Annotated in this window: 16 protein-coding genes and 1 pseudogene; 12 read left to right on the forward strand and 5 right to left on the reverse strand. The window is 43.5% G+C overall.

Going from position 1 to position 14,813, the window contains the following annotated elements; translation table 11 throughout:
- Positions 1-5 precede the first annotated feature (5 nt).
- The 7 genes from EDX97_RS03640 to EDX97_RS03675 all read left to right on the forward strand — a co-directional run bounded on the left by EDX97_RS03640 (position 6) and on the right by EDX97_RS03675 (position 8,103).
- Positions 6-554, forward strand: coding sequence for a hypothetical protein (locus EDX97_RS03640; RefSeq protein ID WP_128519820.1), 549 nt, complete (start codon positions 6-8; stop codon positions 552-554).
- A gap of 14 nt (positions 555-568) precedes the next feature.
- The gene (locus EDX97_RS03645; RefSeq protein ID WP_128519821.1) at positions 569-2,464 is read left to right on the forward strand and encodes a DUF859 family phage minor structural protein; all 1,896 of its coding nucleotides are present in this window, start codon (positions 569-571) and stop codon (positions 2,462-2,464) included.
- Positions 2,465-2,534: 70 nt separating this feature from the next.
- Positions 2,535-2,948, forward strand: coding sequence for a phage holin family protein (locus tag EDX97_RS03650; RefSeq protein WP_128519822.1), 414 nt, complete (start codon positions 2,535-2,537; stop codon positions 2,946-2,948).
- Between the two features lies 1 nt (position 2,949).
- Positions 2,950-3,936, forward strand: a complete 987-nt coding sequence (locus tag EDX97_RS03655) for an N-acetylmuramoyl-L-alanine amidase (RefSeq protein ID WP_128519823.1) — start codon at positions 2,950-2,952, stop codon at positions 3,934-3,936.
- A 530-nt stretch (positions 3,937-4,466) separates the two neighbouring features.
- Positions 4,467-4,718 (forward strand): SHOCT domain-containing protein, encoded by a 252-nt coding sequence (locus EDX97_RS03665; RefSeq protein ID WP_245977989.1) that lies wholly within the window; start codon positions 4,467-4,469, stop codon positions 4,716-4,718.
- 41 nt (positions 4,719-4,759) lie between these two features.
- The gene (locus EDX97_RS03670) at positions 4,760-6,541 is read left to right on the forward strand and encodes a recombinase family protein (RefSeq protein ID WP_128519826.1); all 1,782 of its coding nucleotides are present in this window, start codon (positions 4,760-4,762) and stop codon (positions 6,539-6,541) included.
- Complete coding sequence (locus EDX97_RS03675; RefSeq protein ID WP_128519827.1) at positions 6,520-8,103, forward strand: recombinase family protein; 1,584 nt, start codon at positions 6,520-6,522, stop codon at positions 8,101-8,103. The genes EDX97_RS03670 and EDX97_RS03675 overlap by 22 nt, the downstream gene beginning before the upstream one ends.
- A 47-nt stretch (positions 8,104-8,150) precedes the next feature.
- Here EDX97_RS03675 and EDX97_RS12095 read toward each other — a convergent pair whose 3' ends face one another.
- The 5 genes from EDX97_RS12095 to EDX97_RS03695 form a co-directional block, all read right to left on the reverse strand.
- The gene (locus EDX97_RS12095) at positions 8,151-8,276 is read right to left on the reverse strand and encodes a hypothetical protein (protein ID WP_276330005.1); all 126 of its coding nucleotides are present in this window, start codon (positions 8,274-8,276) and stop codon (positions 8,151-8,153) included.
- Positions 8,277-8,292: 16 nt separating this feature from the next.
- Positions 8,293-8,592 carry a helix-turn-helix domain-containing protein gene (locus tag EDX97_RS03680; RefSeq protein ID WP_128519828.1) on the reverse strand — a complete coding sequence of 100 codons (300 nt, stop codon included), beginning with the start codon at positions 8,590-8,592 and terminating at the stop codon, positions 8,293-8,295.
- 94 nt (positions 8,593-8,686) lie between these two features.
- The gene (locus EDX97_RS03685) at positions 8,687-9,865 is read right to left on the reverse strand and encodes a hypothetical protein (protein WP_128519829.1); all 1,179 of its coding nucleotides are present in this window, start codon (positions 9,863-9,865) and stop codon (positions 8,687-8,689) included.
- A complete protein-coding gene (locus tag EDX97_RS03690) occupies positions 9,866-10,051 on the reverse strand; it encodes a cytochrome C (protein WP_128519830.1) in 186 nt (61 codons plus the stop codon). It abuts the gene before it with no gap.
- A gap of 74 nt (positions 10,052-10,125) precedes the next feature.
- Positions 10,126-10,845 carry a type I restriction-modification system subunit M gene (locus EDX97_RS03695; RefSeq protein WP_128519831.1) on the reverse strand — a complete coding sequence of 240 codons (720 nt, stop codon included), beginning with the start codon at positions 10,843-10,845 and terminating at the stop codon, positions 10,126-10,128.
- Between the two features lie 167 nt (positions 10,846-11,012).
- On the opposite strand from EDX97_RS03695, the gene tnpA reads away from it, so the two are divergent.
- The 5 genes and pseudogenes from tnpA to EDX97_RS03715 form a co-directional block, all read left to right on the forward strand.
- Positions 11,013-11,390, forward strand: a complete 378-nt coding sequence (gene tnpA, locus EDX97_RS03700) for an IS66 family insertion sequence element accessory protein TnpA (protein ID WP_128519832.1) — start codon at positions 11,013-11,015, stop codon at positions 11,388-11,390.
- Entirely contained in the window at positions 11,384-11,737 is a 354-nt protein-coding gene (gene tnpB / locus EDX97_RS03705; RefSeq protein ID WP_128519833.1) for an IS66 family insertion sequence element accessory protein TnpB, read from the forward strand. The genes tnpA and tnpB overlap by 7 nt, the downstream gene beginning before the upstream one ends.
- A 49-nt stretch (positions 11,738-11,786) precedes the next feature.
- On the forward strand, positions 11,787-13,265 hold the full coding sequence (gene tnpC, locus EDX97_RS03710) for an IS66 family transposase (RefSeq protein ID WP_183164251.1): 1,479 nt from the start codon (positions 11,787-11,789) through the stop codon (positions 13,263-13,265).
- A 106-nt stretch (positions 13,266-13,371) separates the two neighbouring features.
- Positions 13,372-13,805 (forward strand): transposase (locus tag EDX97_RS12205; RefSeq protein WP_420884683.1); only part of this gene is annotated, 434 nt, incomplete at its 3' end.
- A 1-nt stretch (position 13,806) separates the two neighbouring features.
- Positions 13,807-14,717 (forward strand): annotated as a pseudogene (locus tag EDX97_RS03715) (IS256 family transposase); the annotation flags it as partial.
- Positions 14,718-14,813: the final 96 nt, after the last annotated feature.

Below are 14,813 nucleotides of genomic sequence, written 5' to 3' on the forward strand. Positions count from 1 at the left end.
GTCCTATGGCACTTATCACTTCCTGTCAGGCCTCTTTCCAGAATGTTGCTGGATACGAGGATGACATCGCAGCCCTTCAGGAAAATGTGCGTGAGTGCTATTCGGAGATTTCAAAATCCTCAGAGCAGATTCGTCTCGCTGTCCGTGAAGATTATATCTCACGCTCGGAAATGGCAACTATCCAGCAGGATTTCCAATCTACGATTACACAAAACAGTAGCGAAATCCGTATGGACTTCTCCACTATCACAGACGAACTGAAGGACAATATCGCTACCAATCAAGAGCTCCTTGAAGAATATATCCGCTTCAAAGGAGCTCTTATTGAGCTTGGCAAGGTCGGAAACGCCTTCACTGCCGAGCTCTCCAACAATGAACTGGCCTTCAAAGAGAACGGTCAGAAAATCGCATATATCTCCAATAACAGCTTGGTCATCACCAATGCGGAGATTCGTAACAAACTATCCCTTGGAAATGAGACCAGAGGATGGTTTGATTTTATCCCAAGAAGTAACGGTAACCTCTCTATCAAATGGAGAGGCCCGGCATCGTAAAGGAGTGATTCATTATGGCTTCCAGCGGAAGTATTACAACCGGCCAGAAAGAAGGCCGCTCTGTTACTCTCTCTTGGACATTGTCCAGTCAGAATATAGCAAACAATACATCAACTATTGCATGGACCCTCAAAGGTTCTGGCTCTGCAAGCGGCTGGGTCATGTCTGGTGGATTTAAGGCTGTTATCAATGGTACTACGGTTTATTCATCGTCTACGGATAACCGTATCCAGCTGAAAAATGGCACTGTTGTTGCCTCCGGCTCTTTGACCATCGCTCATAATTCGGATGGTACAAAATCCTTCAATCTGAGTTGCGAGGCCGGTGTTTATACCTATGCAGTCAGTGTTTCAGCAAGTGGAACACATACGCTGAATACCATTCCAAGAGCCTCCTCGGTAACAGCCACCTCAGTGAATATGGGAAGCGCCACAACGATTACTATCTCAAGGGCTTCTTCCTCCTTCACCCATACGCTGACCTATGCCTTTGGCAATTCTACAGGTACCATCACGACAAAGACCACCTCTACCTCGGTATCATGGACACCAGCTCTCACACTGGCAAATCAGATACCAAGCACGACAAGCGGTACTTGTACGATTACCTGCGATACCTACAATGGCTCATCTAAGATTGGAACCAAAACCTGCACGCTAACTTTGACGGTTCCTTCCTCCGTCAAGCCTACCATCAGCAGTCTGACTGCTACTCGTGTGGACGGCTCTGTCCCTGCCGCTTGGGGTATCTATGTGCAGTCGAAGTCGAAAGCAACGCTAACGATAAATGGTGCTGCTGGAATCTACGGTTCCACTATAAAGTCCTACAGTATCAGTGGTGGCGGCTACTCTGGAACACAGAGTTCACTCACGACAGGCTTCCTTAACTCATCCGGAACGATTACCTTCACAGCAACCGTAACAGACTCCAGAGGAAGAACCTCTGCTGCAGCAACCGTGTCGATTTCTGTCATTGCCTACAGTCCACCTTCTTTTAGTTCCTACAACTCACAGCGTTGTAATAGTGGAGGCACGCTCACCGATGATGGAACCTACATCAAAGGAACGGTATCCTACAGCTTTGCTTCCTGCAGCTCCAAGAATACAGTGACTCGCTCCACCTACTACCGAGTCTCCGGAAGCAGCACGTGGACCAATGCCTCTGCCAGCTTCAATTCCGGTACGGCCTTCACCTTTGGTGGCGGTAAGATTTCCACCGAGACCTCCTATGAGGTCCGCTATGATTTGAAGGATGCATTCTCAACTATCAGCATCACTGACATCGTATCTACGGCATCGGTAGTCATGGACTTTAAAAGTGGTGGCAAGGGTGTGGCCGTTGGTAAGGTATCTGAAACAGACAATTGCTTTGAGGTATCTGAAAAATGGGATGTAAAGGTCTACGGCAAATTGCTGAAGGATTACATCAAGGAATTCACAGGTGCTCTTTATCCTGTCGGAAGTATCTACATGAGTGTCAAGAATACCAACCCTTCCACCTACTTTGGAGGCACTTGGGTGGCTTGGGGAACGGGCCGTGTTCCAGTCGGTGTGAATGCAAACGACACAAACTTTGCAACAGTAGAAAAAACAGGTGGTGCTTCTACTGTCACACTGACCACAGCGCAGATGCCTTCTCATACGCATGCAAAAGGTACGCTGGCAACAGCAAACGCTGGTGGGCATACCCATGACTTAAAGAACCAGAAAGCCTCATGGGGTACCAGCGGTGGCAATCGAGTGCTTATCGACGCCACTTCCGGCTATACTGCTGTCAGCAACAAGACAACTACCAGCGCCGGTTCTCACTCGCACACTGTCTCTGGTTCCACTGCCGCAGCTGGTTCCGGCAGTGCCCACAATAACCTGCAGCCCTATATCACATGCTACATGTGGAAAAGGACTGCTTAATTTTTATCCGCAGCTATCAGATGGTAGCTGCTTTTCTTATATCTAATTTCAGAAATGGAGGTACTTATCAATGAAAGAATTCTGGAACACGATTCAACTCGTCTTTACCGGCATTGGCGGCTGGCTCGGCTACTTCCTCGGAGGTTGGGATGGATTGCTCTACGCACTCATCGCATTTGTAGCCATCGACTATGTCACTGGCGTCATGTGCGCCATTAGTAATCACACCCTCTCCAGCGAGGTCGGCTTCAAAGGTATCTGTAGAAAGGTGCTTATTTTCTTGCTCGTTGGCATTGGCAGTATTCTTGATGCTCACGTCATCGGCTCTGGCAGTGTTCTTCGTACAGCGGTCATCTTCTTCTACATTTCCAATGAAGGTGTCAGCATTCTGGAAAACGCTGCTCGTCTCGGACTTCCGGTCCCTGAAAAAATCAAAGTCGTATTAGAACAGCTTCACGACAGAAGCGCAAAGGATGGTGAATAAAATGAAGCTCGTACAATCTATTCTTACAAAGAACCCCTGCTATACCGCAGGAAGAAAAATCACTGTAAAAGGACTTATGCTCCACTCCGTCGGATGTCCTCAGCCAAGGGCATCCGTTTTCATTAACAACTGGAACAGCCCTAGCTACAATAATGCCTGCGTCCACGGTTTTATTGATGGTAACGATGGCACTGTCTATCAGACACTTCCTTGGAATCATCGTGGCTGGCATGCAGGTGGTGCAGCAAACAATACTCATATCGGTGTTGAAATGTGTGAACCTGCCTGCATCAAATACACCGGTGGCTCTACTTTTACCTGCAGCGACCTTGCAACTGCAAAGGCTTCTGCAAAGAGAACCTACAACGCTGCCGTAGAGCTTTTCGCAATGCTCTGCAAGCAGTATGGGCTGAATCCTACTGCTGATGGCGTCATCATTTCTCATAAAGAAGGTCATGCCCGTGGCATTGCCTCCAATCACGGAGACCCGGAACATCTCTGGAGAGGTCTTGGCCTTTCTTACACGATGGCTGGATTCCGTAAGGATGTAAAAGCAGCTATGGGCTCTGGCTCTGCTCCTTCTGATGGAGGTACAAAGCAGCCAGCAACTCAGATGTACCGTGTCCGCAAAACTTGGTCCGATTCCAAGAGTCAGCTGGGTGCCTATAAGGTACTGGCCAATGCCAAGAAAAAAGCAGATGAGAATTCCGGTTACAAGGTATTTGATGCTTCCGGCAATGTTGTCTACCCAGCTGTATCCACACCGGCACCCACTCCTTCCAAGGATACTTCCTATAAAGTTCAGATTGATATCTCTAATCTGAATATCCGCAAAGGACCGGGTACCAACTATGGAAGAACCGGTCAGTTCACTGGCAAGGGAATCTTTACAATCGTTCAGGAATCCAAGGGTGAAGGTGCTACCCTCTGGGGCAAGCTGAAATCCGGAGCTGGATGGATTTCTCTCGATTTTGCAAAGAAGTTATAAGGCACACCTTTTCACAGGGTCTGTGGGAGTTTTCTCCTGCAGGCCCTCTTTTTTTATTTTTGATGGCTCAAAAGCTCACTTCACCTCCATTGGATAGTGGAGGCAGATAATTTTATCTTTTTTTCGGCCAAACCGCTATCTCGCCTCCATTTAGTAGTGAGGAACTTCCTCAGATTGGAGGCAAGCTATGACAAGCGAACAGAAACAACAGATACATCTTCTAAGAGAGAAAGGATACGGCTATGCCACCATCGCTGAAGCTCTCGGTCTTACGAAGAATCAGGTGTCAGCCTATTGCAGAAGAAATAATCTCTCCGGTACAAAAGCAGAACGCACAGTTAGTAGTCGTCCAGATAGTGATTGCTGTCTTTGCTGCGGAAAGCCGCTGACCCAGACTCCCGGAAGAAAGCCTATCAAGTTTTGCAGCAATGAGTGCCGTGTTAAGTGGTGGAACAGCCATCAGGATATGGTGAATAAGAAAGCCATCTACTCCTTTACCTGCGCCTGCTGCGGAAAGGAGTTTACTGCTTATGGCAATGCAAAAAGAAAATACTGTTCTCACGCCTGCTACATCACCGACCGATTCGGAACCGGCAGCACCAATGACTGATGAACAATTCGAGCGTGAAAAACGCTATCAGGCAAGCATGAATCTCTTCCAGAATATGCTCAACAAGGGCCTCATTACCCCTGAACAGTACGCCATAATTGATACAAAGATGCTGGAAAAATACCAGCCACTATTGGGTACATTATTTGCCACAGATGGCTTGACTATATAGCCTTTTAGAGTGATGTATAGTAATGGAAAGGAGCTGATTTCATGCGAAAAATCAACAAAATCGAGCCAAAGATACCGACGCTGCCGACCAGAAAAAAGGTCGCTGCATACGCCAGAGTTTCAATGGAAACAGAGAGGCTCCACCATTCTTTATCAGCTCAGGTCAGTTACTACAGTGAACTGATTCAGCGCAATCCTGAATGGGAGTACGTTGGCGTATATGCAGATGACGGTATCACCGGCACACAAACAAATCGAGAAGAATTTCAAAGGCTTATGGCAGATTGCGAAGCTGGCAAGATAGACATTATTCTTACCAAGTCCATCTCCCGTTTTGCAAGAAACACCGTAGACCTTCTCCAGACAGTCCGTCACCTAAAGGAGCTTGGAATTGAAGTCCGCTTTGAAAAGGAACACATCAATTCACTCTCCGGCGATGGCGAGGTCATGCTGACGCTTCTGGCATCCTTTGCACAGGAAGAAAGCATCAGTATCAGCAACAATGTCAAATGGGGCACCAGAAAACGTTTCGAACAGGGAATTCCAAACGGTCGCTTTATGATTTACGGCTATCGCTGGGAAGGTGACCATCTTGTCATTGAACCAGAAGAAGCCAAAATCGTAAAACTCATCTTCAACAATTTTCTCAAAGGTCTCTCCGCTGAGGCCACAGAAAAGCAGCTCGAAGAAATGGGTGTAAAGTCCTATAAGGGACAGCACTTTGGAAATACATCCATCCGCCAGATTCTTGGAAACATTACCTACACTGGTAACCTTCTCTTTCAAAAGGAATATGTGGTTGACCCACTGACAAAGAAAACCAGAAAGAATAAGGGTGAGTTGCCACAGTATTATGTTGAGAACACCCACGAGGCTATCATCGACAAAGAAACCTTCGATACGGTCCAAGAAGAAATCAAAAGGCGCAGGTCCCTTGGTGTGTTTGCAAACTGGAGCATTAACACCACCTGCTTTACCAGCAAGGTAAAATGCAGCAAATGCGGCATGAGCTACCGACGCAGTGGAAAGCGCCAACGCAAGAATCCGGACGAAGTTTACTATGTCTGGATATGCCGCAGCAAGAGCGACAAAGGTGCGAAGGCCTGTAGCGCCAAAACTATCCCGGAAAAGACGCTCAAACAGTGCTGTACTACTGTTCTTGGCCTTTCAGAATTTGACGAGGATGTCTTCTTGGATAAGGTTGAAAAGATTGTAGTTGTTGGTGACGACCAGCTGGACTTCTACTTCTATGATGGCCATATTGTAAACCACAAGTGGAAATCCACTGCCAGAACAGATTGCTGGTCTGATGAGCGTCGTAAGGCTTGGGGCGAACTTCATAAAGGTAAGAACTTCAGGAAAAAAGACCAGAATCCATTCACCGGCTACTTCCGCTGCCCTAACTGTGGCGGTAACTTCCGAAGACAATCCAGAACCTATGTGGATGGCACAAAATTCACTTACTGGCATTGTGTAAACGGAACCAGCTGCGGAAATAAAAGCAAGCTGCCAGAAGAGACAGCAAAACAATTTATAGCCGATGCTGCTGGTACACCCGAATTTGACGCTGATGCCTTCCACGATAAGATTGAAGCCATTTATATGACCGATACTTATGAGGCGACCATCCACATGAAGGATGGAAGCAAAATCGTCAGGACATGGGAGCCATTAAAGCGTCGAGGCCACAAGCATACCGAGGAATACAAAGAGCATATGCGACGGCTCATGAAGGAGCGCTGGACAGATGAGCGCAAACAAGAAATGAGCGACAAAATGAAAAAGATAAGGAGTGAGAAATATTGGGCGTCAACAGGAAAGTAAAAACCATACCGGCTACGCTGACAAAGTTTACAGCTACGCCGATTACAGAACAGAAAAAGCGCAGGACTGCTGGATATGCCCGTGTTTCCACCGACCATGATGACCAGTTCACCAGCTACGCTGCGCAGATTGATTATTATACCAACTACATCAAAGGCCGTGACGATTGGGAGTTCGTGGATGTCTATACCGATGAAGGTATCACCGGAACCAGCACCAAACGTCGAGAGGGCTTCAAGAATATGATTGCTGATGCCCTTGATGGCAAGATAGACCTAATCGTCACCAAGTCGGTCAGCCGATTTGCCAGAAACACGGTAGACAGCTTGACTACCATCCGTAAGCTCAAGGAAAAAGGCGTAGAAGTCTACTTCGAGAAGGAAAACATCTGGACCTTCGACAGCAAAGGCGAGCTGCTGCTTACCATCATGTCCTCACTGGCACAGGAAGAAAGCCGCTCCATTTCAGAGAACTGTACATGGGGCCAGCGAAAGCGATTTGCAGACGGTAAGGTCACCGTTCCCTTCAAGAGATTTCTTGGCTACGACCGTGGCCCAGACGGAAACCTTGTAGTAAATCCAGAACAGGCCGTTACCATCAAACGAATTTACAGTATGTTCCTTCAGGGAATGACCTATCACGGGATAGCAAAACAGCTCACCGATGACGGCATCCTGACACCGGGCGGCAAAACAAACTGGAACCAATCAGCTGTAAAAAGCATTCTCACAAACGAAAAGTACAAAGGTGATGCCCTTTTGCAGAAGTCCTACACTACTGACTTCCTTACTAAGAAGACCAAGGTCAATGAAGGAGAAATCCCACAGTATTATGTAGAGAATAACCACGAAGCCATTATCGAGCCGGAAGTATTCGAAATGGTCCAGCGTGAGATATTGAAGCGAGGTCGAGGCAAGAAATACCACAGTGGAGTTCACATCTTCTCCACTAAAATAAAATGCGGCTGCTGCGGAAGCTGGTACGGCTCAAAGGTCTGGCATTCCAACAGCAAATACCGTAAGGTCATCTGGCAATGCAATCACAAATTCGATAATGATGAGCGCTGCGATACGCCTCACCTTTACGAAGATGACATCAAGGCAGCATTCCTTTCCGCAGCAAACCAGCTGCTCTCCTGCAAGGACAGTGTCATTGCCGATGCTGAAGAAATGATGTCCGCCATCCTTGATACCACAGTATTGGAAAAAGAACAGGATGAGCTGCTCGAAGAGACACAGCTTATTTCCGAGATGGTCCAAGCCGCCATTAGAGAAAATGCTACCGTTGCCCTAGACCAAACCGAATACCAGAAACGCTACGACAGCCTTTCGACAAAATTCGACAAATCAAAAGCAAGGCTCGAACAGGTCATGGCCGACCTGCAACAGATGCAACTACAAAGAGCTGAATACGAATCCTTCCTCAAAACCTTCAAGCAGCTGCCGGACTCCTTGGAAGAGTTCAGCATTGACAGCTGGAATAGTCTTGTAGAATACGCAACAGTCTACAGCACTGACGACATCCGCTTCACCTTCAAGAACGGTCAGGAAATCAAGGCATAAAAGTACAGCCCCACCACTGGATTTTACTCCAGTAGTGAGGCTGTTTTTTACTTCTGTTCAATCTGAGGATTTGCAGGCAACGTCCTCTTTATTAGCTCAAGGATAATTTCCTTGACACTATCAACAATTTTAATAGCTACTTCATCACTAAACACATTTCTTTTTTCTTCCATAGGATAACCTCCGCAATTATATTTTTTCCAAGTTGTCGATAAATACTTGAAGTCCAGCAAGTAAACCCGGATATTTTTTCAAGAAATCATCTGGTTGCTTCTTTTTCAAATAGTTCAATTCGTCTTCAAAAAGCGCATCGAGTGAGATGTCGAGTTTAGCCGCCAGAACGAGTAGCTTCTCTACTTCTGGATAACCACCGTCACGCTCCCATTTAGATACAGCCTGACGGCTAAAGTTCTCACCGAAGAAATCGGCCACGTCGTCTTGGGACAGTCCTTTTTCTTCTCTTCTGGCTTTTAGCTTCTCACCAAACATATCAATCACCTCTCTTTCTGATTACATTTTACTTGCTATGGAAGAAAAAATCGAAAACCTGAATTTGCATCTAGCAACTTGAAGTTGCTAATCTCTATTTTGAATCTTGTTCGTTCTCATCATGTTCAGGCAAAGCATATCCACCAGTCATATCTGATAAAAATGGATAATAGTGGAATGGCTCATCCTGACAGATAGCCATAAACATTTCATGCTCATATCCAGTGGTTTGTGGCGTGTATTTTCGATAATATACTTCTTTTTCATCCTTAATGCTTAATGACACTCCATCGTCTGGCTTCATTATCCCAACAATTCTTTCGGACGCAGAGTCTCTAAGCATAATAATTGGATACGGAGAATTGAATACCTCAATGCTCTCCTCCTCCGAACCGTTCATTCGGTCGCAGACAAGAAGGACTTGATATGAATCTTGAATATTGGCTGCATCCACCTCTATATAGTGATAATGATTAACTGGGGAGCGCATAGCCTTATAATCCTCTTCGCTTCCAAAGAATAAATAAGTTTTCGGGTTATATAATCTATGTGCAACATGTTGATTGTCTACATTGGCGAAAAAGGTCTCTATGTATGTCTTGGAATCGTCCAAGATACTGCTGCAAAAATTTATTTTCTTTTTCAACAAATCAAGCGCATTTTCTTTGACATGCGGTCTTCCGTCTTTTTCAAACTCTGGTACTGCAACGCTCCCTTTGACTGCTAAAATATCAAACTTGTTTTCAACATATATCTGACGTCTATGCTTTAATGTATTGTTATAGTCAGCAATATAGAGATACTCCTGATTAGTTGGCAGCGCAATTACGTCCGTTATAAATTGTCCTGTATATTCAGGGAAAGAAGCCATCTTTCCTGCAACCTTTGTAAGCGATACTCGCTCCATCGGTAATCCATCTTCTGCAAATAGACTTGCATTTAACCACTGAGCAAACGTGTCAAAGAAATTATGCAATAAGCTCAATATCTCCATTGTGAGCTTATCCATAATCACTGTGGGAGATGCTTCCACTCCTAAATAATTAACACTATTGGTATGCGCAGAATATGTTCCTTTACCTTTCGTGGCTGCATCTCTATAAAATTCTTCTGCCACATCTGTTTCTTTTTTCTGATAATCTGCAACAACATTATTTAATGCCGATAGGCTCAATTGGGCCAAATACAATTTATAACTACATGCTTCATAATACTGATATGCATCAACCATCTTCTTATCTTTCAAAAATTTTATAAACTTGTAATCTGTCATCTAAAACACCCCTTCACTTTTAAATTTTGCGTATATCTCTAGCATCTGCTTCCCAATGACTTCCGGTTCACACTTGTTAGCTTCGCAAATCATCCTCAAGCCATCCGGTGTAAGTATTCTTCCGTATGTCCTATCTTCACACAGTTTATTATAATCTTCCAGCTGCTTCTTTGTAATTGTTGGCATGTATAAAACCTCCGTATAAAAAAATAAGCCGGTACGGGACCGACACCTCAAACGACACCCCGACACCTCAAGGGTTATGCAACATTAAATTGTATTAAATAGCGAGTCTTAATTTCGTAAACTTTATTGATAGATGTTTTGCCTACAGTTCCCAATTTTGTCAAAAGTACTGAAACCTGTGAAGGTGTGAAAAACTCACCTCCAGACTTACCTGCATTAGACGCATACATAGACATCAAATATTCATAAGCATCTCCAAACGCATCAATATCATGATCTGAGATAGAACCCAGCTTCATATCGCGAATACCAATCAGCAATTTAGCAAGTCGTTTGTTTCTTTGTGCAACAGTATTTCCCAATTTATTGCTATTAACATCAAAATCATCAAACAATCCAGAAAAATCAGCTTCTGATTCTGTACCAGATGCGGATTCTTCAATATGTCGGAATACTTTTTCTAATGTTTCGTTTAAGTTTTCATCTTTTTCAGCACGACTACAAACATTGGAAAAAAGTTCACTTGGCAAGATAAAATATCCCTTTTCATTTACCAGTCCTTCTCGTGCTTCTTCTGCTTCATCATCTGACATTTTTGCATAATCAAAATCGGTGTTTCCTGCATCCCATTCGCCCTGATTGATATAATATGTCAAATCTTCTGATATATAACGATAAAACATCGTGCCAAGAACATAATTTTTAAAATCCCAACCATCTACGGCTCCTCGTAGATCATCAGCTATGCTCCATATAGCACGATGTAATTCTTCTCTTTGATTATTATTTGGCATTGTACTCTCCCTTTATATGTTATTAAATGTTCTCTTTAATGTAAGCGTCAGATAAAACAGTGGATTCCAATTCATCAATAAATCTCCGATAATTTTAGTGAATTCAATTAGAGTTTTTAGAGCTGCTCCAAGAACTTTAAAAAATTCTAGATCGGAGTCTAAATTATATGAAGGCTGAATTATCTCCTGTGAAACAGGTGAAGATCGAATACTGGCTTGAAGTGATCCATAAGTGCCGGGCCAGTGGTCTCACAAATACAGAATTTTGTAAACAGAACAATATCAGTGAAAAAAGCTATTACTATTATCTGGCCAAGATTCGAAAGATGGCGATCGAAGATATCCCGAAGAAAAATTCAAATCTTCCAGTTGACTGGTCATCAAAAAATAAAAATACCTGTTTTGAAGAAATACCTGTATCTTCATTGCCTGCTGCACATACTGATTCCATATCTATCCATATCGGTAATGTGGATATCGAAATGTCAGAAGATGTATCGGAAGAATTTCTGATCAAATTATTTAGAGCGGCATCAAAATGTTAGATCTAAACAAACTCGATCACATCTATTTAGCTTGTGGTCATACCGATATGCGAAAGTCAATTGATGGTCTTTCCGCCATCGTCCAGGAAGAATTTCAATTGGATCCGTTTTCAAGCAGTCTGTTTCTTTTTTGTGGAAGGAAGAATGATCGGATCAAGGCATTGTATTGGGATGGTGATGGTTTTCTTTTGATGTATAAACGTTTGGAAGACGGACGGTTCAGATGGCCTAGAAAACAGAAAGAAGTCAAAGATCTTACACATCAGCAGCTTCGATGGCTGCTGGAAGGATTAGAGATCGAACAGCCGAAGGTCATCAAAAAAGTCAGTCCAAAAAGTGTGATATAAATCGCTCAAAAACGCGATATATAAAGCATATTATGGTATAATATAGATGATGAAAACAGGCCAGATCAATGATCAAGACTACAAAGAATTATATCTTCAGACAAAGCAGTTATATGCAGATATGATGACTGTATATGATGAATTGAAGAAACAGGTTGAACTGCTTCAACAGGAAAATTTCTTATTGAAGGAAACCAATGAATATTACCGAAAAAAACTGTTCGGAACCAAAAGTGAGACGGCAAGGTCACTTGGTTTTGAGCAGCTTTCTTTATTTGATGAGGCCGAAACGATACTGGGAGAGAATCCCGGATATGTGGATATCACCTATAAACGCAAGAAGAAACATAAAAAAGTGCCTGGCGAGATCAGTGCAAAATTTAAGAACCTGCCAAAGATCAAACGACTGCTGGATATCCCCAAAGAAGACCGGTACTGTGAACAATGTGGATCTGAGATGGTCCGTGTCGGTGAAGAGTTCGTACGCAATGAATTGAAGTTCACACCGCCAAAACTGGAACTGGTCGAAGTATATCGAACGACATATGAATGCAGAAACTGCAGGAAACATGGCAAGCCCCATATGATTAAAGCAGAAGTACCGGCCAATGTGATACCGCACAGCTATGCATCCGCAGACAGTGTGGCATATATCATGGTACAGAAGTATGTGAATGCAGTGACACTTTACCGGCAGGAGCAGACATGGAAGCACCTGGGAGCAGAATTGAGCCGTGCCACCATGTCAAGCTGGATGGTCATTGCTGCCAGAGAATGGCTATATCCTTTGATTCGCAGGATGCATTCCATATTGATTGATCAGAAGTATATCCATGCGGATGAAACAACGGTCCAGGTGCTCAAAGAAAAAGACAAGAAGAATACTTCAAAGTCATATATGTGGGTATATACAACGCATAAATATTCGAAGACACCGATACGATTGTTCGATTATCAGCCGAACCGGAAAGGTATCCAGGCAAAGGAATACCTGGAAGGATTCAGTGGATCATTGATCACCGATGCGTATGCAGGATATGATCAGATCAACGGAGTAGAACACTGTTACTGCTGGGCACATCTGAGAAGATATTTCACCGATGCCCTGCCAAAGGATCTGAAGTCAATGAATGCCACCTATCCAAAACAGGCCATCGAGAAACTGCAGAAGATCTTCCATGAAGAAGCATTATTAGAAGATCTTGATGCAGAGACCAGACAAAGGAAACGGAAAGAGATACAGGCGCCAATGGTCGAAGAATTTTTTGCGTGGATAGAAACAAATAAGGACAAAGTACTTGCGTCATCAAAATGCGGAAAGGCTTTTCATTATGCTCTAAACCAGAAAGCAGGACTCATCAAATATCTGGAAGATGGAAATATACCAATGACCAACAGCATAGCTGAAAGAGCTATACGGCCATTCACGGTCGGCAGAAAAAACTGGCTGTTCAATGGAGGACCACAAGGAGCGAAAGCGAGTGCAGCGATATACAGTATCGTCGAAACAGCGAAAGCGAGAGTGTAATCTAAACTGTGTAAGTTAGTTAGATGCGTACGGCTAACTAATGAACACAGTTTTTATTATGCCTATCTCATGATATGGTTGAAGGAGAAAAAGGAAAATGAATGAAATGAGTAAAATTAAAAGAAATCCCGCCGCTGTCAAGATTGCCAATGAAATCCTTAAAGAATATGACTGTGATTCATTAACCGATATGCAGGATGCTCTCAAAGAAATCTTTGGTCCATTGTTTGAAGGCATGCTTCAGGGGGAAATGGACAATCATCTTGGTTATAAATCCAATTCAAAAGAGCCAAAATCTACAAAGAACAGAAGAAATGGTTCCAATCCCAAAACTTTAAAAACCACAATGGGAGAAGTAGAAATCAATGCGCCAAGAGACAGGAATGGATCCTTCGAACCAGTCATTGTTCCCAAACGATCAAAGGATGTTTCCGATATCGAAGGAAAGGTATTATCCATGTATGCACGTGGAATGTCACAACGTGATATCTCATCAACGATCGAGGATATTTATGGTTTTAAAGTATCACATGATATGATNTCGAAGGAAAGGTATTATCCATGTATGCACGTGGAATGTCACAACGGGATATCTCATCAACGATCGAGGATATTTATGGTTTTAAAGTATCCCATGATATGATCTCGGATATAACCAATGCTATCCTTCCGGAAGTGGAAGAATGGCAGAACAGACCGCTCAAAAAATGTTACCCATTTGTTTTTGTCGACTGTATGTATGTTTCTGTCAGAAACGATTATGAAGCCAAAGAAGAAGCCGTTTATGTGATTCTTGGGTATGACCTGCAGGGACAAAAGGAAATTCTTGGTTTGTGGATGGATTCCACGGAATCAAAGAACTACTGGATGCAGGTATTTGATGAGATCAAGGCACGAGGAGTCGAAGATATCTTTTTCATTTCTATGGATGGCGTATCCGGTCTTGAATCGGGTGCCAAAGCTATTTTCCCCGGAGTTGTCGTACAAAGATGTATCGTTCATCTGATTCGGAACTCCATCCGATATGTACCAACCAAGGACTACAAAAAATTCACTGCCGATCTTAAAAAAGTATATGGAGCCTCTTCACTAAAAGCAGCTAAGACTGCGTTCGACACATTCTGCGACAACTGGAAACAATATCCTGGAGCGATCGAAGTATGGAAAAGGAATTTCCTTCATGTAGAACAGCTGTTTGATTATGGATCTGCTGTTCGAAAAGTCATGTATACGACAAATGCGATCGAATCGGTAAATTCCTCCTTTCGAAAAGTGACGAAAAAAGGGTCATTTCCAAATCATGAAGCTGTATTCAAGCTGCTCTATTTACGGGTGAAGGAACTACAGAAAAAATGGGACAAAGGACATTTGAATAATTGGTCGATGGTATTGAATCAATTGTTGGTCAACGATCAGTTTAAGGATCGTATCGAAAAGTACATTCAATACTGAATCTTGAAATGATATATATTCCANATAATTGGTCGATGGTATTGAATCAATTGTTGGTCAACGATCAGTTTAAGGATCGTATCGAAAAGTACATTC

The organism is Absicoccus porci, from assembly GCF_003725415.1.
GTDB lineage: Bacteria > Bacillota_I > Bacilli_A > Erysipelotrichales > Erysipelotrichaceae > Absicoccus > Absicoccus porci.

Excerpts from the sequence above, each read along its gene's own strand:
- EDX97_RS03640 (WP_128519820.1), top strand. The coding sequence starts at position 6 with ATGGCACTTATCACTTCCTGTCAGGCCTCTTTCCAGAATGTTGCTGGA.
- EDX97_RS03645 (WP_128519821.1), top strand. The coding sequence starts at position 569 with ATGGCTTCCAGCGGAAGTATTACAACCGGCCAGAAAGAAGGCCGCTCT.
- EDX97_RS03650 (WP_128519822.1), top strand. The coding sequence starts at position 2,535 with ATGAAAGAATTCTGGAACACGATTCAACTCGTCTTTACCGGCATTGGC.
- EDX97_RS03655 (WP_128519823.1), top strand. The coding sequence starts at position 2,950 with ATGAAGCTCGTACAATCTATTCTTACAAAGAACCCCTGCTATACCGCA.
- EDX97_RS03665 (WP_245977989.1), top strand. The coding sequence starts at position 4,467 with ATGGCAATGCAAAAAGAAAATACTGTTCTCACGCCTGCTACATCACCG.
- EDX97_RS03670 (WP_128519826.1), top strand. The coding sequence starts at position 4,760 with ATGCGAAAAATCAACAAAATCGAGCCAAAGATACCGACGCTGCCGACC.
- EDX97_RS12095 (WP_276330005.1), bottom strand. The coding sequence starts at position 8,276 with ATGGAAGAAAAAAGAAATGTGTTTAGTGATGAAGTAGCTATTAAAATT.
- EDX97_RS03680 (WP_128519828.1), bottom strand. The coding sequence starts at position 8,592 with ATGTTTGGTGAGAAGCTAAAAGCCAGAAGAGAAGAAAAAGGACTGTCC.
- EDX97_RS03685 (WP_128519829.1), bottom strand. The coding sequence starts at position 9,865 with ATGACAGATTACAAGTTTATAAAATTTTTGAAAGATAAGAAGATGGTT.
- EDX97_RS03690 (WP_128519830.1), bottom strand. The coding sequence starts at position 10,051 with ATGCCAACAATTACAAAGAAGCAGCTGGAAGATTATAATAAACTGTGT.
- EDX97_RS03695 (WP_128519831.1), bottom strand. The coding sequence starts at position 10,845 with ATGCCAAATAATAATCAAAGAGAAGAATTACATCGTGCTATATGGAGC.
- tnpA (WP_128519832.1), top strand. The coding sequence starts at position 11,013 with ATGAAGGCTGAATTATCTCCTGTGAAACAGGTGAAGATCGAATACTGG.
- tnpB (WP_128519833.1), top strand. The coding sequence starts at position 11,384 with ATGTTAGATCTAAACAAACTCGATCACATCTATTTAGCTTGTGGTCAT.
- tnpC (WP_183164251.1), top strand. The coding sequence starts at position 11,787 with ATGAAAACAGGCCAGATCAATGATCAAGACTACAAAGAATTATATCTT.